Source organism: Enemella dayhoffiae, from assembly GCF_002250625.1.
Taxonomy (GTDB): domain Bacteria; phylum Actinomycetota; class Actinomycetes; order Propionibacteriales; family Propionibacteriaceae; genus Enemella; species Enemella dayhoffiae.
Window position 1 is genome coordinate 16,555 of sequence record NZ_NMVQ01000002.1, and the last position, 18,753, is coordinate 35,307.

Annotated in this window: 21 protein-coding genes; 15 read left to right on the forward strand and 6 right to left on the reverse strand. The window is 70.9% G+C overall.

All coding sequences use genetic code 11. The features are described from left to right. The first annotated feature begins 17 nt into the window (after positions 1 to 17). From CGZ93_RS02655 to CGZ93_RS02665, 3 genes are read left to right on the forward strand one after another with little or no spacing between them, the layout of a single operon-like run. Entirely contained in the window at positions 18 to 1,172 is a 1,155-nt protein-coding gene (locus CGZ93_RS02655; RefSeq protein WP_094362610.1) for a hypothetical protein, read from the forward strand. Continuing rightward, positions 1,169 to 2,272, forward strand: coding sequence for a glycosyltransferase family 4 protein (locus CGZ93_RS02660; RefSeq protein WP_094362611.1), 1,104 nt, complete (start codon positions 1,169 to 1,171; stop codon positions 2,270 to 2,272). The genes CGZ93_RS02655 and CGZ93_RS02660 overlap by 4 nt, the downstream gene beginning before the upstream one ends. A gap of 29 nt (positions 2,273 to 2,301) precedes the next feature. Further along, on the forward strand, positions 2,302 to 2,730 hold the full coding sequence (locus CGZ93_RS02665) for an SRPBCC family protein (protein ID WP_094362612.1): 429 nt from the start codon (positions 2,302 to 2,304) through the stop codon (positions 2,728 to 2,730). 3 nt (positions 2,731 to 2,733) lie between these two features. On the opposite strand, the gene CGZ93_RS02670 is transcribed toward CGZ93_RS02665, so the two are convergent. From CGZ93_RS02670 to CGZ93_RS02685, 4 genes are all read right to left on the reverse strand, one after another. Further along, positions 2,734 to 3,336: an MBL fold metallo-hydrolase gene (locus CGZ93_RS02670; protein ID WP_094362613.1), complete on the reverse strand. Its 603-nt coding sequence runs from the start codon at positions 3,334 to 3,336 to the stop codon at positions 2,734 to 2,736. Continuing rightward, positions 3,333 to 4,448, reverse strand: coding sequence for an S-(hydroxymethyl)mycothiol dehydrogenase (locus CGZ93_RS02675; protein WP_094362614.1), 1,116 nt, complete (start codon positions 4,446 to 4,448; stop codon positions 3,333 to 3,335). Before CGZ93_RS02675 ends, CGZ93_RS02670 begins: the two co-directional genes overlap by 4 nt. A 276-nt stretch (positions 4,449 to 4,724) precedes the next feature. After that, positions 4,725 to 5,168 carry a hypothetical protein gene (locus tag CGZ93_RS02680; protein WP_094362615.1) on the reverse strand — a complete coding sequence of 148 codons (444 nt, stop codon included), beginning with the start codon at positions 5,166 to 5,168 and terminating at the stop codon, positions 4,725 to 4,727. Then, positions 5,165 to 5,956: an alpha/beta hydrolase gene (locus CGZ93_RS02685; RefSeq protein ID WP_229117151.1), complete on the reverse strand. Its 792-nt coding sequence runs from the start codon at positions 5,954 to 5,956 to the stop codon at positions 5,165 to 5,167. The genes CGZ93_RS02680 and CGZ93_RS02685 overlap by 4 nt, the downstream gene beginning before the upstream one ends. A gap of 72 nt (positions 5,957 to 6,028) precedes the next feature. Between CGZ93_RS02685 and CGZ93_RS02690 the strand changes: the two genes are divergently transcribed. From CGZ93_RS02690 to CGZ93_RS02715, 6 genes are all read left to right on the forward strand, one after another. After that, the gene (locus CGZ93_RS02690; protein ID WP_094362616.1) at positions 6,029 to 6,811 is read left to right on the forward strand and encodes a lysophospholipid acyltransferase family protein; all 783 of its coding nucleotides are present in this window, start codon (positions 6,029 to 6,031) and stop codon (positions 6,809 to 6,811) included. Continuing rightward, positions 6,811 to 7,608: a lysophospholipid acyltransferase family protein gene (locus CGZ93_RS02695; protein ID WP_094362617.1), complete on the forward strand. Its 798-nt coding sequence runs from the start codon at positions 6,811 to 6,813 to the stop codon at positions 7,606 to 7,608. The genes CGZ93_RS02690 and CGZ93_RS02695 overlap by 1 nt, the downstream gene beginning before the upstream one ends. Next, positions 7,605 to 8,735: a sensor histidine kinase gene (locus CGZ93_RS02700; protein ID WP_094362618.1), complete on the forward strand. Its 1,131-nt coding sequence runs from the start codon at positions 7,605 to 7,607 to the stop codon at positions 8,733 to 8,735. Before CGZ93_RS02695 ends, CGZ93_RS02700 begins: the two co-directional genes overlap by 4 nt. A gap of 37 nt (positions 8,736 to 8,772) precedes the next feature. Then, a complete protein-coding gene (locus tag CGZ93_RS02705; protein WP_094362619.1) occupies positions 8,773 to 9,447 on the forward strand; it encodes a response regulator in 675 nt (224 codons plus the stop codon). A 25-nt stretch (positions 9,448 to 9,472) separates the two neighbouring features. Next, on the forward strand, positions 9,473 to 9,757 hold the full coding sequence (locus CGZ93_RS02710; RefSeq protein WP_094362620.1) for a response regulator: 285 nt from the start codon (positions 9,473 to 9,475) through the stop codon (positions 9,755 to 9,757). Positions 9,758 to 9,905: 148 nt separating this feature from the next. Next, complete coding sequence (locus CGZ93_RS02715; RefSeq protein WP_094362621.1) at positions 9,906 to 11,288, forward strand: class II 3-deoxy-7-phosphoheptulonate synthase; 1,383 nt, start codon at positions 9,906 to 9,908, stop codon at positions 11,286 to 11,288. A 30-nt stretch (positions 11,289 to 11,318) separates the two neighbouring features. On the opposite strand, the gene CGZ93_RS02720 is transcribed toward CGZ93_RS02715, so the two are convergent. Beyond that, the gene (locus tag CGZ93_RS02720) at positions 11,319 to 12,155 is read right to left on the reverse strand and encodes a hypothetical protein (RefSeq protein WP_094362622.1); all 837 of its coding nucleotides are present in this window, start codon (positions 12,153 to 12,155) and stop codon (positions 11,319 to 11,321) included. Between the two features lie 89 nt (positions 12,156 to 12,244). Between CGZ93_RS02720 and CGZ93_RS02725 the strand changes: the two genes are divergently transcribed. Continuing rightward, entirely contained in the window at positions 12,245 to 13,279 is a 1,035-nt protein-coding gene (locus tag CGZ93_RS02725) for a threonine aldolase family protein (protein ID WP_094362623.1), read from the forward strand. 32 nt (positions 13,280 to 13,311) lie between these two features. Beyond that, positions 13,312 to 13,950 carry an MBL fold metallo-hydrolase gene (locus CGZ93_RS02730; protein ID WP_094362624.1) on the forward strand — a complete coding sequence of 213 codons (639 nt, stop codon included), beginning with the start codon at positions 13,312 to 13,314 and terminating at the stop codon, positions 13,948 to 13,950. A gap of 37 nt (positions 13,951 to 13,987) precedes the next feature. On the opposite strand, the gene CGZ93_RS18725 is transcribed toward CGZ93_RS02730, so the two are convergent. Further along, positions 13,988 to 16,165 (reverse strand): Stk1 family PASTA domain-containing Ser/Thr kinase, encoded by a 2,178-nt coding sequence (locus tag CGZ93_RS18725; protein ID WP_229117152.1) that lies wholly within the window; start codon positions 16,163 to 16,165, stop codon positions 13,988 to 13,990. 157 nt (positions 16,166 to 16,322) lie between these two features. On the opposite strand from CGZ93_RS18725, the gene thiE reads away from it, so the two are divergent. From thiE to CGZ93_RS02755, 4 genes are all read left to right on the forward strand, one after another. Next, positions 16,323 to 17,213, forward strand: a complete 891-nt coding sequence (thiE, locus tag CGZ93_RS02740; protein WP_229117153.1) for a thiamine phosphate synthase — start codon at positions 16,323 to 16,325, stop codon at positions 17,211 to 17,213. Then, complete coding sequence (locus CGZ93_RS02745) at positions 17,210 to 17,737, forward strand: ribonuclease domain-containing protein (protein WP_229117154.1); 528 nt, start codon at positions 17,210 to 17,212, stop codon at positions 17,735 to 17,737. The genes thiE and CGZ93_RS02745 overlap by 4 nt, the downstream gene beginning before the upstream one ends. Continuing rightward, the gene (locus tag CGZ93_RS02750) at positions 17,734 to 18,084 is read left to right on the forward strand and encodes a barstar family protein (RefSeq protein ID WP_094362627.1); all 351 of its coding nucleotides are present in this window, start codon (positions 17,734 to 17,736) and stop codon (positions 18,082 to 18,084) included. Before CGZ93_RS02745 ends, CGZ93_RS02750 begins: the two co-directional genes overlap by 4 nt. Before the next feature lie 102 nt (positions 18,085 to 18,186). Then, the gene (locus tag CGZ93_RS02755) at positions 18,187 to 18,750 is read left to right on the forward strand and encodes a P-loop NTPase family protein (protein ID WP_094362628.1); all 564 of its coding nucleotides are present in this window, start codon (positions 18,187 to 18,189) and stop codon (positions 18,748 to 18,750) included. The last annotated feature ends 3 nt before the right edge of the window (positions 18,751 to 18,753 follow it).

An 18,753-nucleotide genomic window follows, 5' to 3' on the forward strand; every position in this document is an offset into this window, starting at 1 on the left:
TGCTGGGGGTCGTTCTGTTGCTGACGGCGTGCGCCGGTACGCCCACCCGCACCCCGGCGGGTGGCGGCGCGCCACCCACCCAGGACCCGTGGCCCTCCTTCGTGGCCGAACTGGGGCGAGCGCTGACCGACCCCGCGGCGACGGCCGCCCTGATCGACCCGCGCGCCGCCACCGCCGACCCGACCCTGCCTGCGGCCACCGAACAGCTCCGCGCCAACCTGGCCCAGTTCCGGGTCGAGCTGCGCCCCGGCACCCGCACCGCCACCCCGCCTCCCGAGCGCACCGCCCGGCTCGGCGGCGGCGTACAGGTGCGGGAGCTGATCGTCGACTGGCGGTTGCCCGAGGAGGCGACCACGGCCGAACACAAGGCGTACCTCACCGTCGTCGAGCGCGACGGCCGGTTCCGCCTTGCTGGCCTGACCGACGCACCAGCCGACAGCACCCGGCAGCAGCCGATCTGGCTGCAGCGGCCGATCACCGTCACCCGCGGCACGGGCGTCGCGGTGATCGCCACCCCCGACCGTGACCCGGCACCCTGGCTCGCCGCCCTGTCCGCCGCCCGCGAACCCCTGTCCAGGCACGGACTGCGACCACCACAGCTGGTCGCCCAGCTGCCGAACAGCGCCGCCGACTTCGAGCGGATGCTCGGCGTACCAACCGGCAGCCGGCGCGACATCGCGGCCGCCGCCTGGACCGAGGGACCCGCGGTGCGGATCATGATCAACCCCGAGGCCGGCGGCGCGACCGGGGACACCGCCCGACAGCTCCTGATCACCCACGAGGCCACCCACGTCGCCACCGGGACGGTGCGCCTGCCGGGTCCCCTCTGGTTCGCCGAGGGGTACGCCGACCTGGTCGCCCTGGGCGACCAGCCGGCCGCCGCCGGCCAGCTCACCACCCTGCTGGCGGCCGACCAGCGCACCCACGGCCCGGCTGCCGGCCCCCCGAGCGATCAGGAACTGGCCGCCGGCACCCCCCGGCTGCAGGCCCACTACACGCGCGCCTGGCTGGCGGCCCGCGTGCTGGATCGCGGCGATGGCTCGACCGATCGGGTGGTGCAGGCCCTGCGCGCCGGACGCACCTGGCCCGAGGCGCTGGCCGCCGCGGGCTGGACCCAGCCCGACCTCGACCGCGCCGTCGCCGCCGAGCTCGCCAGAATCGTCGGCCGATGACCCCCGCAACCCGCACCACCCTGGTGGTGACCAACGACCACCCGCCGCGCCTCGGTGGCATCGAGAGCTTCGTCGAGACCGTCTGCGCCCTGCTCGACCACCAGGTGGTGGTGCTCACCGCCGCCCACCCGCAGGCGGCGGCGTACGACCAGAAAGCGGCCCACCCCATCCACCGGCTGCCCGGTCCGCTGCTGCCCACACCGTCCGTGGCGAGGCGGGCGAGCGAGTTGCTCCGCCACCACGGCGCCACCCGGGTCGTGTTCGGCGCGGCTGCCCCGCTCGGCCTGCTCGCCCCGCACCTGCGCCGGGCCGGCGCCGTCCGTCAGCTGGCGCTCAGCCACGGCCACGAGACCTGGTGGGCGACCCTGCCGGGCAGCCGTCAACTGCTGCGGCGAATCGGCGAGCGGGTGGATGTGATCTCCACCATCTCCGAGTTCACCGCCACCCGGATCGCCCCCGCGCTGAGCGCGGACGCCCGGAAGCGGATGGTGCGCCTGCCCCCGCCGGTCGATGCAGGTTTCACCGCGCCCGGCACCCGTGACAGTCCTGGTCCGCCGGTCGTCCTCGCCGCCGCCCGACTGGTACCGCAGAAGGGCCTGGACACGCTGATCGACGCCTGGCGGCTCCTGCGCAGCCACCACCCCGACCTGCCCGGTCGGCTGCGCATTGTCGGCGACGGCCCGCAGCGCGGCGCCCTCACCCGACGCGCCGCCGGCCTGGACGACGTCGAGCTGGCGGGTCCGGTGCTGCACCACGCCATGGCGACCGAGTACGCCGCAGCGGCCCTGTTCGCCGCCCCGGTCCGCACCCGACTCGCCGGGCTCAACCCCGAGGGGCTGGGCCTGGCCATGCTGGAGGCCGCCGCCAGCGGACTGCCCGTGTTGGTCGGCGACTCCGGCGGGGCACCCGAAACCGTGACCAGCGAGTCCGGGCTGGTGCTGCCCGATGACCCCGAGGCCTGGGCCGCGGCCCTGGCCGAACTGCTCGCCAACCCACGCCGCCGGGTCGCCATGGGCGCCGCCGGAGTCGCCCACGTCGCAGACCACTTCAGCACCGCCGCGGCCCGGCGTACCCTGCTCCGGGCCCTTGACCTAGAGTGAACTCGACCCGCACGAAGGAGAGGACGACCGTGGCCGAGCAGACCACCGCCAGCATCGACATCGACGCCAGCCCCGAGGACGTGCTGGCCGTCATCGCCGACTTTCCGGCGTACCCGCAGTGGGTCGACAACCTGGTCACCGCAACCGTCCTCAGCGAAACCGACGGGTACGCCGACCAGGTGCGGATGGTGCTGAAACACCCGATGATCACCGACGACTACACGCTCGCCTACGACTGGGCCGACAACAAGGTGTCCTGGCACCTGATCGAGGCCAAGCAGCTGAAGGCGATGGACGGTTCCTACACCCTGCAGCCGACCGGCGACGGCACCAGGGTCACCTACGCGCTCAAGGTCGACATCAAGCTGCCGATGCTCGGCGCGCTGAAGCGCAAGGCCGAGAAGACCATCGTCGACGGCGCGCTCAAGGGCCTGAAGGAGCGCGTCGAATCCCGCTGAACCTCAGCCCAGCGCCGCCTTCTCGGCGCCGACCGTGGTCGAGTCGCCGTGGCCGGTGTGCACCACCGTGTCCTCGGGCAGCGTGAACAGCTTCTCCCGGATCGAGCTCTCGATCACACCCCGATCCGAATAGCTCCGCCCGGTCGCCCCGGGGCCACCGTTGAACAGGGTGTCCCCGGAGAACAGCACCCCGTCGGCGGGCAGATAGAGGCAGACCCCGCCGGGGGAGTGGCCCGGGGTCTGGATCACCCGCACCTCCTCGCCGGCGACGACCAGCTTCTCGCCGTCGCGCAGGTCGCGGTCCCAACCGGCACCGGGGTGGGTCAGCTCCCACAGTGGCCGATCGTCGGGATGGACCAGGATCGGCGCCTCCACCCGGTCGGCCAGCTCGTGCACCACGCGCACGTGGTCGTCGTGGGCGTGGGTGCAGACGATCCCCAGCACCCGCCGATCGCCGACGACCTTGAGGATCTCCTCCACCGAGTGCGGCGCGTCGATGATCAGGCACTCGGAGTCGTCGCCGATCACCCACACGTTGTTGTCGACCTGGTGGGTCTCCCCGTCGAGGGTGAACGTCCCCGAGGTGATGGTGTGGTCGATCCTCACTTGTCTCCTCCGATCATCACGACCGAGCGCAGCACGTCGCCGCGGTGCATCTTGTCGAACGCCTGCTCGATCTCCTCGACCCCGATCTTCTCGCTGACGAACGCGTCCAGCGGCAGCCGGCCCTGGAGATAGAGGTCGATCAGCATCGGGAAATCCCTGCTGGGCAGGCAATCCCCATACCAGGACGACTTCACCGCGCCGCCGTGGCCGAACACCTCCAGCAGCGGCACCTCCCACTTCATCTCCGGGGTGGGTACGCCGACCAGCACCGCGGTGCCGGCCAGGTCGCGGGCGTGGAACGCCTGGGTGAACGTCTCGGGGCGGCCGACGGCGTCGATCACCACGTCGGCGCCGTTGCCGTCGGTCAACTCGCGGATCTTCTCCACCGAGTCGCCCACCGCCTTCGCATCGACGGTGTGTGTGGCGCCGAGTTGGCTGGCCCGCTCCAGCTTGCGCGGGTCGGTGTCGACGGCGATCACCTTGGCCGCCCCGGCCAGCACCGCACCGACGATCGAGGCCATCCCGACCCCGCCGCAGCCGATCACCGCGACCGAGTCGCCGCGGCCGACGTTGCCGGTGTTCACCGCGGCGCCGATGCCGGCCATCACGCCACAGCCGAGCAGCCCGGCCACCTCGGGGGCGGCGCTCTGGTCGACCTTGGTGCACTGACCGGCGGCGACCAGCGTCTTCTCGATGAACGCGCCGATGCCCAGGGCGGGGGAGAGCTCCGCGCCGGCGTCGGGGTCGCCCTCGGCCAGGGTCATCTTCTGGGTGGCGTTGTGGGTGGCGAAGCAGTACCAGGGTTTGCCCTTCGCGCACGCCCGGCACTGGCCGCACACCGCGCGCCAGTTGAGCACCACGTAGTCGCCGGGGGCGACCTCGGTCACCCCTTCGCCGACGGCCTCGACGACGCCGGCGGCCTCGTGGCCGAGCAGGAACGGGAACTCGTCGTTGATGCCGCCCTCGCGATAGTGCAGGTCGGTGTGGCACACCCCGCACGCCTGCACGCGGACCTTGGCCTCACCCGGTCCCGGGTCCGGCACGACGATGTCGACGACTTCCACGTCAGCGCCCTTGGCCCGGGCGATGACTCCCTTCACGATCTCTGGCATCCCGATTTCTCCTCCTGGTCGGTCGGTGCCAGTCTGCTGGATCGGCGTACGCCTCACAAGGCGGGGGTACGCCGGGCGGCCCTGTCCGGGCGGGGGACTAGCATCATGGGGACCGACCAAGGAGGAAACCCATGTGCCGACCGGTGCAGTGTGACAAGTGCGGCAAGACCACCTGGGCAGGCTGCGGTGACCACGTCGAGGACGTGAAGAGTCAGGTGCCGCCCGAGCAGTGGTGCACCTGCCCGCGCTGAGGCGTACTCCCGCCGCGCGACCAGCTCAGACGACCGCGCCGTCTCCGTCGCCCGGATCGCGATCGCGGGGGAGGGCCCGCCAGCCGATGAGCATCGCGGCGACGAAGGCGGCGGCCGCGGTCCAGCCGACCCACGGGGCAGGTTTGGCGCCGAAGATGACCAGCAGCAGCACCACCAGGCAATAGCCGAACAGTCCCAGCGACACCAGCGCCAGGGTCCCGAACCGCGGCGCGGGCAGCGGGTCGGGTTTCCACTCCGAGGCGTCCGGCTCGTCGGGTTCGGCGCGTTCCAGTGACTCGTCCATCGAGAACCAGTCCGGGTCGCTCGGGTGCGCCCGCGGCGTACGCCGAGCGCTCAGGTCGGGCGGATCGGCCGGGGGAGGCGACGATTCGGGACCACCGCCGAGCTCCAGCCCCGACACCAGTTGGGCGAAGTCGCGGTCGTAGTCCTCGGGCCGCCGCTCATTCATCGTGGATCGTCGCCGGCCGCGGTGTGCCGACGGATGAACTCGACCGACTCGTTGAAGATGTCCTCGGCCTCATGGTCCAGGGTCGCCACGTGATAGCTGCGGGTGAGCAGCCGCTCGGTCACCTCACTGGAGGACACCCCGGCCAGGATCAGCCGGGCCGAGGAGCCGTCGACGACGTGGTCCTGCTCGGAGCGGAACATCAGGATCGGCTGATTCACCCGGGCCAGGTTGGCCCGGATGTCGGCCCACATCATCGTCTGCGAATAGAGCGCCTTCAGCGGCGTACGCCGATAGGCGTACTCGCTCGCGCCGGGCTTGGCGATGTCGTTGCCGATCGCCCCCAGCGAGGGGACCACCCGGCTGAGCACCGGCAGCGCCAGCAGCCGCTTGTCCGCGAGCGCGATCGCCGGGTTGACCAGCACCAATCCGCTCACGTCCGAGCCGAGCCGCTCCGCCAGCCGCAGCGCCAGCCCACCCCCCATCGACAGCCCGCCGACGAACACGGTCTCGCAGTGCTGGCGCAGCTCGCGCAGCGCCGTCTCGGCCGCGGCGTACCACTCCTGCCAATCGGTCTGGTTGAGCTGCTGCCAGGTCGTACCGTGCCCGGGCCACAACGGCAGCGACACCCGATAACCGGCCTCGACCAGGTGCTCGGCCCACGGCCGCAACGGCCACGGTGACCCGGTGAACCCGTGGCACAACAGCACCCCGACGGGCCCGTCGCCGGCGTGCATCGGCGCCGCGTGCTCGGCGATCTGGGCGTCCTCGGCCTGCTGCTTGGTGACCACGCCCCCATGCTAAACGCAACCTCATGATCCGGAAGGTGCGGGCTTTGGACGAGTGGCCGGTATCGTTCTGGCGTGCCCTACTGGTTGTTCAAGTGGTTCCTCTTTGCCCCGGTGATCAAGGCCGTCTGCCGGCCGTGGATCGAGGGACGCAAGAACGTGCCACCCACCGGGCCGGCGATCCTGGTCAGCAACCACCTCTCCTACGGCGACACCGTGCTGCTGCCGGCGCTGATCGAGCGTCGGGTCACCTTCCCCGCCAAGTCCGAACTGTTCACCGGGCAGCGCAGCCTCGGCGGTCGGGTGGTCGGCTGGTTCCTGCGCAACGTCGGCATGCTGCCGATGGACCGCTCCGGCGGACGCGCCAGCAACGAGTCGGTGGACGCCGTCGGCCAGGTGCTGCAGGCCGGTGAGATCGTCGGCATCTATCCCGAGGGCACCCGCTCACCGGACGGCCGGCTCTACAAGGGCAAGACCGGGGTGGCGCGGCTGGTGCTCGGGCACCGGGTCCGGGTGCTGCCGGTGGCCACCGTCGGTACCGAGTTCGTCAAGGGCTGGTTCGGCATCCCGTTCATGCGCCGCCCCGGGATCCGGATCGGGCCGCCGCTGGACTTCTCCGCCTACTACGACCGGGCCACCGACCGGGCCGTGCTGCGCTATGTCACCGACGAGATCATGGCGGCGGTGCAGTCCCTGTCCGGCCAGCGCTATGTCGACGTGTACGCCACCAGCGTCAAGTCGGGTGCGTTGGCGGGTCGCAACATCGAGGAGAAGGTACGCCCGCGGCCCGGCACCGGCGTGCCGCCCGCACCGCTGGAGACCGAGCCGCTGCGGCGTACCGACGAAGGAGCGCGGTGATGCCCGCACCCGACAAGCTGCCCGAGGAACCCGGCACCGAACTGGTCCAGGTCGACCCGCTGAATGACCGGATCCAGGGCTCCGGTGGGGGACGCAGCCTCTATTGGCTGTTCAAGAACGTGCTGCTCGGTCCCGGCCTGAAGCGGATCTTCCGCCCGATCGTCGAGGGTGCGGAAAACGTCCCCACCCACGGACCGGCGATCATCGCCTGCAACCACCTGTCGATCGCCGACTGGCTGTTCACCCCGCTGGCGCTGCGTCGCCGGATCACCTACGTCGCCAAGTCGGACTATTTCACCGGCACCGGGCTGAAGGGGATGCTGCAGCGCCGCTTCTTCGCCGGGACCGGGCAGGTGCCGATCGACCGCTCGGGTGGCAAGGCGTCGGAGGGGGCGTTGCGCGCCGGGCTGCGCGTACTGCGTCGCGGTGAGCTGTTCGGCATCTTCCCCGAGGGCACCCGCTCCCACGACGGCAAGCTCTACAAGGGGCGGACGGGGGTGGCCCGGCTGGCGCTGGAGGCGCAGGTGCCGGTGATCCCGACCGCGGTGATCAACACCGACGTGATCGCCCCGGTCAACAAGCACTTCGGCCGCGTGGTGGCGCCGATCGTCAAGTTCGGCAGGCCGCTCGACTTCTCCCGTTATCAGGGGATGGCCGAGGACCGGTTCATCCTGCGCTCGATCACCGACGAGGTGATGTACGCGATCATGGAGCTCTCGGGTCAGGAATACGTGGACCTCTACGCCACCGAGGCCAAGGAGCTGGCCAAGCAGGAGGCGGGCGGCGGGCCTGGATGAGCGGCCAGCCTGATGTGCTGATCCAGCCGCTGTTCCGGCTGCTCGACTTCAGTCGCTACGTGCTGGCGTTGCTCACCCTGGCGGTGAACGCGCTGCGCTTCCCGGCTGCGGAGAACCAGTTGCTGTTCGTCGTGGTCAACGTGCTGCTGACCGGGGCGACCGTGGCCGCGCACTTCGTGTACGCCGTGCCGAACCTGCGGCGTCCCGTGGTCTTCTTCGCCGACTTCCTGTTCACCCTCGGGCTCACCGCCCTGTCGGCGGCGTCACTGGGGCGCGGCGGACACTGGCTACCGGTGACCGGGCTCTGGGCGGCGGTCGCGTCGATGACCCTGGCGGTGGGTTACGGCTGGGCGGCGGCGGCCTGTTCGGCCTTGGTGATCTTCGGTCTCATCCTGCTGCAGCACCCGGATCCGCGTCCGGAGGTGATCGGGCTGATGGTCGCCCTCACCCTGGGCGCTGGCGGGCTCGGCCACATGGTCGACCAGCTGCGCAAGGCCTCGGCCGAGCAACAGCGGTTGTACGCCAACGCCGCGGCGATCGGCGAGCGACAGCGACTGGCTCGGATCGTGCACGACGGCGTACTGCAGGTGCTCGCCCTGGTGGAACGTGAGGGGCCGCACCTGGGGCCGCGCGGGATGATGCTGGCCCGGCACGCCCGCGACCAGGAGGTGCAGCTGCGCGCCATGCTGCAGGAACGCGACATCGACCCGCACTCGCGCAACCCGCAGGACGTGACGCACCGCAACTTCGCGGTCGCCCTGGACCGGCACGCCTCCAGTACGGTCACCGTCTCCACCCCCGCCGAACCGCTGCTGCTGGAGACCGCCCGGGCGCTGGAACTCGACGCGGTGATCACCGAGGCGCTGAACAACGTGGCCAAGCACGCCGGACCGCAGGCGAAGGCCTGGCTGTTCCTCGAGATGGAGGGCAACACGGCGGTCATCTCGGTCCGCGACAACGGGGTCGGCGGGGACCCGAATCAGTTCGCGGCGGCGATGCGAAGTGGCCGGATGGGCATGAAAGACTCCATCTACGGCCGGATCCACGAGCTCGGCGGCACTGCGACCCTGCGGACCGCACCCGGGCGCGGGGTGGAGTGGGAGTTCCGCATTCCGATCCAGCCGTGAGCAGGATTCGGGATCAGCGAAGGGTTCGTCGAACGGGATGAGCAACCACGGCAACGAGACGACCGGCAAGCGGGTGATGCTGGTCGACGACCACCCGATGTGGCTGGAGGCCATGGGTGGTGACCTGGAGGACGACGGGTTCGTCATCGTCGCCACCGCCCGGACCGGGGAGGACTGCCTGCGCCGCGCCCGGGCCGCCCGGCCCGACGTGGTGGTGATGGACCTGCAGATCCCCACCCCCGACGGCGCCACCTGTACCGAGATCCTGATGGAGGAGTTCCCCGAGCTCAAGGTGCTGGTGGTCTCCGCCTCCGGCGAGCGCGCCGACGTGCTGCGCGCGGTGAAGGCCGGCGCCCGGGGTTACCTGCTCAAGTCGGCCACCCCCGAGGAGATGCGCGAGGGGGTACGCCAGACCGCCGCCGGGGAGGCCGTGTTCACCCCCAGCCTGGCCGGGATGGTGCTCGGCGAGTTCCGCCGGATGGTCACCAAGGCCGAGGAGCACAATGACTCCGGCCCCTCGCTGACCAGCCGCGAGATCGAGGTGCTGCGCTACGTCGCCAAGGGGATGGCCTATCGGGAGATCGCCGACGAGTTGTTCGTCTCCCATCGCACCGTGCAGAACCACGTGCAGAACGTGCTCCGCAAACTGCAGTTGCACAACCGGGTCGAGTTGGCGTTGTACGCGGTGGAGCAGGGCTATCACGAAGCCTGAACGCGCTGCGGGTTAGGTTGTTGCAATGAGCGCCGCGGTGCCTGGCGCGGTGCTACGCGCACTCCTGGTCCATGATCAACCCCTGCTGCAAGCGGGTCTGCGGACCCGGCTCGAGGCGCCCGGTGAGACGAGGCCGATCCGGCTGGTCGGGGTGGCCACCAGCGCCCGCGCGGCCCTGGCCAAGGCCGCTGCCCTGCGTCCCGACCTGCTGCTGATGGACCTCCGGATGCTCGAGCTGGACGGGCTGGACGCCCTCCGCACCCTGCGCGCCCACCCGTTGCTTGCTGAAACTCCGTCATCACCTACCTGAGCCGGTTGATGAAAAGACTCGGGTGCCCGAATCGGGCGGGCCTGACGATCATCGCCTTCGAGGCTGGGCTGCACTGACCGGCGGCTTCGCCGCGTCCGCTGCCCGGGCGCGATCGCTGGCCCAACCGGCGTACGCCTATCCTTGCGGGGTGTCATTCCCCAGTCTTGAGCAGCTGCACGCCCTGAACCCGGTGCAGCAGCCGACCTATCCCGACCCGGCCGTCGTGGCCGGGGTGGTCGACCAGCTGCGCTCCCGGCCGCCGCTGGTGTTCGCCGGCGAGTGCGACGACCTGCGCACCAAGCTGGCCGCGGTCGCCGATGGTCGCGCCTTTTTGATGCAGGGCGGGGACTGCGCCGAGACGTTCGCCGGAGTCAGCGCGCAGAACGTGAAGAACAAGCTGCAGGTGCTGCTGGCGATGTCGGTGGTGCTCACCTACGCCGGGCAGGTGCCGGTGGTGAAGCTCGGCCGGATCGCCGGGCAGTATGCCAAGCCGCGCTCCAAGGACACCGAGACCCGCGACGGGGTCACCCTGCCCACCTTCCGCGGGGACGCGGTCAACGGGTTCGAGTTCACCGAGGCCGCCCGGGTGCCCGACCCCAGGCGGCTGCTGGAGGTCTACAACGCCTCGGCGGCGACGCTGAACCTGACCCGCGCCTTCGTCACCGGCGGTTTCGCCGACCTGCGCTCGATCCACTCCTGGAACGCCACCTTCGTCCGCAACGCCGGGGTGGTGGAGCGTTATGAGAAGTTGGCCGAGGAGATCGAGCGGGCGATGGCGTTCATGGTCGCCTGCGGGATCGATGACGAGTCGATGCGCACCGTCGACTTCCACGCCTCGCACGAGGCGTTGCTGCTGGAATATGAGCAGGCGCTGACCCGGATCGACTCGCGCTCCCAGCAGCCCTACATCACCTCGGGGCACTTCATCTGGATCGGGGAGCGGACCCGGCAGCTGAACGGTGCGCACGTCGAGCTGCTGCGCAGCGTACGCAACCCGATCGGGGTGAAGCTCGGCCCGACCGCGACCGGTGAGGACGCGATCGCCATCGCCGACCGGCTCGACCCCGATCGCGAACCGGGCCGGCTCACCTTCATCACCCGGATGGGCGCGGGCAAGGTGCGCGATAACCTGCCCCGGTTGATCGAGACCGTCGAGGCCACCGGTCGCAAGCCGGTGTGGGTGTGCGACCCGATGCACGGCAACACCTTCGAGACGGCCAACGGTTACAAGACCCGGGCGTTCAGCCAGGTGGTCGAGGAGATCAACGGCTTCTTCGACGTGCACGACGAGCTCGGCAGCTGGCCCGGCGGTGTGCACGTCGAGCTGACCGGCGACGACGTCACCGAGTGCGTCGGTGGGGTGCGCGATCTCACCGAGTCGGACCTGGAGTCGCGTTACGAGACCGCCTGCGACCCGCGGCTGAACCGCAACCAGGCGCTCGAGCTCGCGTTCACCGTTGCCGAGCGGCTCACCGACGGCCGGATCAACCGGATCAACCCGGTGCAGGAGTTCACCCCGGTGGAGTTCTGAGGCCGGCGCTGCTGGAGGCCCCGGCCCCGATCAGATCGGGTTGACCGGCGCGGCCGCGGGTTTGCGGTGACGGCGGTACCGGCCCTCCCATGCCGCCCACACCGAGATCACCAGCAGCGGCACGTGGCAGACGCCCATCCACCAGGACGCCGGATTGAGCAGGAACCAGGTCATCATGTTCAGCACCCCGAAGATGGAGCCCGCCCAGCCGGCCACGGCCAGGGTCGGTCGGTGCACCGAGTCGGCGAAGATCAGCATCAGCCCCAGCACCACCGGTGTGGTCAGGCAGTAGGCGACACCCGCCCCATTGACCAGGACCTGTTCGTTGAACGCGGCCACCGCCGCCCCGTCGCGTACCGTGTAGGGCCACAGCCAGGCGAACAGCATCGGCACCAGCAACCACATCCGGTCGCGGCGGGGGGAGTCGAACCGGCTCAGCCCGGCGACCACGTCACGCACCAGGAACCCGACCACCACGAGTTGGATCAGCGCATTGCCGAGCAGGAACACCGAACCCCAGGCGGTCTGGGTGCCCCAGTTCTGGCCAATGGCCACCACGACCAGCGCCACGGCGTAGTAGCCCAGCACCGTCCGGGCGCGGACCGAACCGGAGAACCTGGGCCAGAACGCGAACGGGATGGTCGCGAAGAGCATCCACTTGAAGGTGATCCGCAACGTCTCGACCGATTCGGCGACCGGGGCCATGATCACCTGTTGGATGGCGTTGCTCGTCTCGCCCAGGGGAAGATTGCGGGCGATGGGCGGGATGAGGACCAGGAGCACCAGAAGGATCTTCAACCAGAGGCGGTTTGCCAACGGTTTGCGCGAGGCGGCTGCGGGGGCAGCGGGGGTCTGCAGCGTCGTCATGGTTCAGAATGACACGCGGGTAAGGTTCACCACCAGTACGAATCGGGTGAATTTGAGAAACATTTTCGGGGGTGCGATAGGACAGGAGCATGATCGACCTGCGCTCCGACACCCTGACCGTGCCCGACGAGGCGATGCGGGCGGCGATGGCCTCCGCCCCGGTCGGTGACGACGTGTACGCCGAAGACCCCAGCATCTCCGCGCTCGAGCGGCGTACCGCCGACCTGCTCGGCCACCAGGCGGGTCTGTTCTGCGCCACCGGCTCGCTGTCCAACGTGCTCGGCGTGGCGATGCTGGTTCAGCCCGGCCAGGAGGTGCTGTGTGACGTCGACGCGCACATCGCCCGCGCCGAGCTGGGCGCGCACGGGGCGCTGTCCGGGGTGACGATGCGCACCTGGGGCTCCAGCCGCGGGGTCACCGATCTGGCCACCATCGAGACCATGCTGGCCCCCGATGCCGGCCCCTATCTGGTGTCCACCGCGGCCGTCGCCCTGGAGAACACGCACAACTTCGGCGGCGGCACCATCCAGCCGCTCGAGCACCTGCAGGCCGTCCATCGGCTCTGCCGCGACGCCGGCGTACGCCTGCACCTGGACGGGGCGCGGCTGTGGAACGCCCACGTCGCCACCGGTACGCCGCTGGCGGACTATGGCCGACTCTTCGACACCGTCAGCGTGTGCTTCTCCAAGGGCCTCGGCGCGCCGGTCGGCTCCATGCTGCTCTCCGACGCCGAGACGATCGCCCGGGCCCGGGTGCTGCGCAAGCGGATGGGCGGCGGCTGGCGCCAGGCCGGGCTGCTGGCGGCCGCCGCCGACCACGCGCTCACCCACAACCTGGACCGGCTGGCCGACGACCACGCCGCCGCGCGTACCCTCGCCGAGGCCGTCGCCGAACGCGCCCCCGAGGCCGTCGACCTCGACCTGGTGCAGACCAACATCGTGGTGCTCTCCACCGGCCGCCGCCCGGCCCTCGACGTGGCGCTGGCCGCCGCCGAACAGGGGATCGTCGTGTCCGCCCTGGGCCGGCACATGATCCGCGCCGTCACCTGGCGCGGCGTCGACCGTGACCGCTGCCGGCGGGCCGGGGAGATCCTGGCCGGACTGCTCAGCGACCCCGCCGGGTGATCGCGACGCAGCGGTCCGGCTAGGTTGGGGGCATGCAGATCACACACCTCGGACATTCCGCGGTGCTGGTCGAGGTCGCGGGCCAGCGCATCCTGATCGACCCGGGCAACTTCTCCACCGCCTGGCACGACCAGACCGACCTCGACGCGATCGTGGTCACCCACCTGCACCCCGATCACGTCGACCCCGAACACGTCGGCGCGCTGATCGCCGCCAACCCGGACGCCCGGGTGCTGGTCGAGCCGGGCGTACCCGACAAGGTGGACCTGGCCCGCGCCGCTCGGATCCCGGCCGAGACCTCGACCACCGTCGGCGGGGTCGAGATCGCCACGGTCGGCGGCCAGCACGCGGTGATCCACCGCGACATCCCGATGGTCGGCAACGTCGGCATCGTGATCAGCGCCGAGGGGGAGCCGACGCTGTTCCACCCGGGTGACTCGCTGGCCGCCTGCCCGCAGGGGATCGACCTGCTGGCGTTGCCGGCGATGGGTCCGTGGGCGGCGATGAAGGAGCACATCGACTTCGCACGTCAGGTGGCGGCGCCGCGCGGTTTCCTGGTTCACGACGGGTTGCTCAACGACCGCGGCTGGGGCCTGGTGAACGGTCGGATCGGCGAGATGACCCCGACCGAGCTGGTCGACCTGCGCGACGGTACGCCCTGGACCGCCTGATCCGGCCCGACCCCGACCCGTCAGACCAGCAGCAGGGTCAGACCAGCAGCAGGGTGATCGTCGAACCCTCGGGGGCCCTGGCGCCGGGGCCCGGTTCGCTGCTGGCGACGAAGCCCAGCCCGAGGTAGGTGGCCGACGGTTTGGTGGCCACCTTGAACCCGGCCTTCTGCATCACCTCGGTGGCCTCCTTGACGCCCATCGCCTTCACCTGCGGCACGGCCACCATCACCGGCCCGAGCGAGCGGACCAGGGTGACCTTGTCCCCGCGCCGCCCGGTGCCCTGGCTCGGTGACTGCGAGACGACTCGGCCCTCCGGCACGGTCCGCGAGTTCTCGGTCTTCACCTCGACGGTGAAACCGGCCTGCTCGAGCGCGTCCTGGGCGTCCTTGGCCGACTTGCCCGAATAGTTGGTGACCGGGATCGGCTTCGGTCCCTTGGACACGGTGAGCTCGACCTTGTCGCCGCGCTTCAGTGTGGCGCCGACCTCCGCCGAGGCGGCGATCACCTGTCCGGACGGTGCCTGCTCGTGCCAGTCCTCGGCGACCTGGCCGACGGTGAGGTGCCGGGAGGTCAACGCGCTGCTGGCCTCCTCCCGCGGCAGCCCGATCACCCGCGGCATCTCGAAGCGCTCCGGGCCCTTCGACACCACGGCGTGCACCCGGCCACCGCGCGGCACGTCGGCCCCGGTCACCGGGTCGGTGGATATCACCTGCCCATTCGGCACCGATTCGCTGTACGCCTCCTCGAAGGAGATCCGCAGTCCCGCGTCACCGACCGTCTGCTCGGCCGCCGCCCGGGTCAGCCCGGTGATCGCCGGCGTGGCCACGAACCGGCCGTCGGCCAGCCACCAACCGCCGCCGCCGACCAGTGCCGCCAGCACGACCAGCACCAGCGCGGCAACGAGACCGCGGCGGCGTACCGGACGACGCCCGGAGGCCTCGTCCACGACAGGCCGCCGGGCCGGTACCGGGATCGCCGCGACCGGTTCCCGGTCGGACGGATCGAAGGTCTCATAGGCGTCCAGCATCGACGGGCTGACCGGCGCCTTCGGCTCGCCCCGTCCACCGGTACGCCCCGGCGCCCCAGTCCGCCCCGGCGCCCCCGTCCGCCCCGGCGCCCCCGTCCGCCCCGCCGACCCGGTGCGGCTGCGGGTGGTCGGCCCGACCGCGACGCGCTCGCTGACGTGCAGCGCATCGGAGACCGGATGCGGCACCTCCTCGGACGGCTCGATCACGGTGGGGGAGATCGGCGTACCCCAGTCCAACGGCTGGGTGTGTTCCAGATCGGCATAGCTGCGCGAGAACTCCTGGGTCAGCAGCGGGTCGTTCATCACCCCTGCCGACAGGGCGCGCAGCGCCTTGCGCACCATCGCCTGCAGCTCGCGCGCGTTCGTGGGGCGGCGCTCCGGTTCGCGCTGGGTGGCCGCCCGGACCAGGGCGTCCAGATAGGGCGGGATCCCGTCCCGGGAGGTGCGCCAGGACGTCTGCATCCGGGTCGAGGGGGAGGGGATCTCGTTGTGCACGTGGGCGTACGCCACCTGGATCGGCGTCTCCCCGGTGTGCGGCTTGCTGCCGGTGAGCATCTCGAACAGCACCACGCCGGTGGAATAGACGTCGGAGCGGGTGTCGGCGCGGCCGTGCAGCACCAGCTCCGGCGGCAGATAGGAAACCGTGCCGATCAGCATCCCCTGGGTCGCCGTCGCGGTCTGCGCGGTGATCGCCCGGGCCAGCCCGAAGTCGGCCACCTTCAGCTGACCGCGGTCCGACAGCAGGATGTTCTCGGGTTTGATGTCGCGGTGCACCAGCCCGTTCTCGTGCGCCGACACCAGCGCGGACAGCACGTGGTCGATCAGCTCCAGGCAGCGCTGCGGCGGCAGCGGGGCGTCCCGGCTGATCACCCGGCGCATCGTGCAGCCCTCGACGAACTCCATCACGATGTAGGGCCGGCCGTGGTCGTGGCCCTGGTCGAACACCGACACCACGTTGGGGTGGCTGAGCCGGGCGGCGGCGCGCGCCTCGCGATCGAACTTGCGGGTGAAGTCGTGGTCGTCACCGAGGCCCTCGTGCATCACCTTGACCGCGACCGTGCGGGTGAGCCGGGTGTCGAGGGCGCGATAGACCATCGCCATCCCGCCGCGGGCGAGCCGCTGCTGCACCTCGTAGCGCCCGTCCAGCACACATCCGACCATCGGGTCAGAGATGCTGGTTGTCGTCACGATTGTGCTCCGTACACGGGTTGGGGAAGGTTGACTCGTGTGAAAGCTGTCCTGCTGGAGTCTAGGGAAATGGCCCGGCATTGCAGGGTGACGCGCCGATGGTCGGCGAATGTCGCCGATCCTCCACCCGGCGGCCGTTGCCGGATAGGCTGACCGCGTGACTGCACTGATGGGACTCGACGTCCGCCTGAAGACGGCGCGGCTCTACCTGCTGACCGACCTGCGTGAGGACACCAAGGACTTCGGCAATTTCGTCGAGGCGGCCTTCGCCGGCGGCGTCGACGTGCTTCAGGTACGCCAGAAGGATCTGCCCGAGGAGAAGGAGCTCGAGGCGCTCGACCTCGCTCGCACCATCGCCTACCACTACCAGGGACTCGTTGTGGTGAACGATTCCCCGGCGCTGGCGAAGAAGTTCTCCGCCGATGTGCTGCACCTGGGCCAGGCCGACGAACAGCCGAAGGTGGCCCGCACCTTCCTGCACCAGTGGGCGCTGATCGGTCAGTCCACCCACTCCGACAAGCAGGCCCGGGCGGCCGTCGACAACCCCGAGGTGAACTACTTCTGCGTCGGCCCGGTGTACGCCACCTCGACGAAGCCGGAATATCCGCCGGTCGGGCTGGATCTGGTCCGCGCCGCGGCCACCCTGGCGCCGCCGTCGGATCCCGCGACCAAGCCGTGGTTCGCGATCGGCGGAATCAACGCCGACAACCTGGACGAGGTGCTGGCCGCCGGTGCCCGGCGGATCGCGGTGTCGAGCGCCATCACCCGGGCGGCCGACGCCGAGGCGGCGGCCAAGCAGCTCAGCGACCGGCTGCGCGAGACCTGGAACGACGACCCCGGGATGCAGGAATACCTGCAGTCGGTGTTCAACTTCGGCCAGTCCGCCACCTTCGTCCCGGTGCAGGACAAGTCGGGCGGGGACAACCAGCCGGAAACCATCTCCGAGGAGATGGCCGACGAGCCGCGCGCCGAGCAGGGACGCCGGCTCGGCAGCGATGACTGGGGCCAGGACACAGGCGCCCGCCGGTTCCGCCGCGACAACGAGTGAGCGCGGCCCGCGCGGTGCGCCCGGGCCGGGTGGCCAGCATCATCCTGCTGGTCCTGGTGCTCGGCCTGGTGGCTCTGCTGTACGCCTGCCAGCGCCAGGGCGACGGGTCGGCCTCCGGTACGCCGTCGGCCTCGGCCACCCGCCCGCCGGCCAGCACCGGGGCATCCCCCGGTGAGCGCAGGACGACCGCACCGCAGGGGCGTACCAGCGAACCGAAGGGGCCGGCCACCGACCCGGCCTCCGGGCTGCGCTGGGTCGAGCCGAACGACCTGCCCGCCGAGGCGCGGCGCACCATCGGGTTGATCGAGAAGGGCGGGCCGTTCCCCTACGACAAGGACGGAACGACCTTCGGCAACCTCGAGGGGGTGCTGCCGAAGAAGTCACGCGGCTACTACAAGGAGTACACGGTGCCCACGCCCGGAGAGCGGGACCGCGGCGCCCGCCGCATCGTCACCGGCGACAACGACCGCGAGTTCTACTGGACCGCGGACCACTACGTCAGCTTCGAACGGATCCGCCGATGAGCGCCCCGGTCGAGCCGGGTGTGCACCGGGTGCTCGGTGACCCGGCGCCGGTGCTGGCGCAGCTGCGCCGGACCGGTTGGCGGATCGGGGAACTGCACAGCGGCCGGGACACCGGGGTGCGGGCGCTGCTCACCGAGATCGGCCGGGTGCTGGAATTCCCGGACTACTACGGGCGCAACCTGGACGCCCTCGACGAGTGCCTGGCCGACCTGCCGGTGCCGAGCGTGCTGGTGTGGTCCGGCTGGCAGGGGTTCGCGGTGAGCGAGCCCCGGGTGTGGGCGGTGCTGCTCGAGCTCTGGACGGCCCGGGCCGAGCACCCGCCCGCCTTCGCGGTGCTGCTCGTCTGAACCCTTGGGGGTGACCCCCTAGTCCCGGGGTCGGAGATCGGGCGGGTGACCGTGGCCCGCGGACGGATTCGGATCCGGGCCCCGGTCAATAGCGTGGGGGCCATGAGCCGAACGACGCAAACCCGATCGATCAGCAACGACACCCGCACCGGCATCGCCTGCTCGGCGTTCAACCTGACCCGATTGGGGCGTCGCGGGCTGCGCCGCCGGGTGCTGGTCGATCAGGTCAGCGTCAACGTGGCGAACGCCCGCTGGACCGCCATCGCCGGGCGTCCCGACTCCGGTGCCGCCGAACTGCTGCGCTCCCTGGCCGGGATCGATCCGGTCGACGGCGGCCGCGTCTTCCTGGCCGGCTGGGAGCTCAGCGGACTCAACGACAATCAGCGCCGCCGCGCCCGCAACCTGGCGCGCAGCCAGTTCGTCGGGCCGCAGCCCACGCCGGTGGCGCTGGCCGACGCGGTGGCCCGCGCGCTGGCCGCCGAGCCGCGGCTGCTGTTCCTCGACACCATCGGCGGCGCGGTCAGCCAGACGGTGCTGGCCTCGCTGCGCCGCGCCTGCACCGAGCGGGGGGTGACGGTGGTGCTCGCCACCGCCGAGCTGCCCGTGGCCCTCGCTGCCGACCGCGCCCTGGTGCTCAGCTCCGGCCGGATCGTCGAAGACCTCTGACGC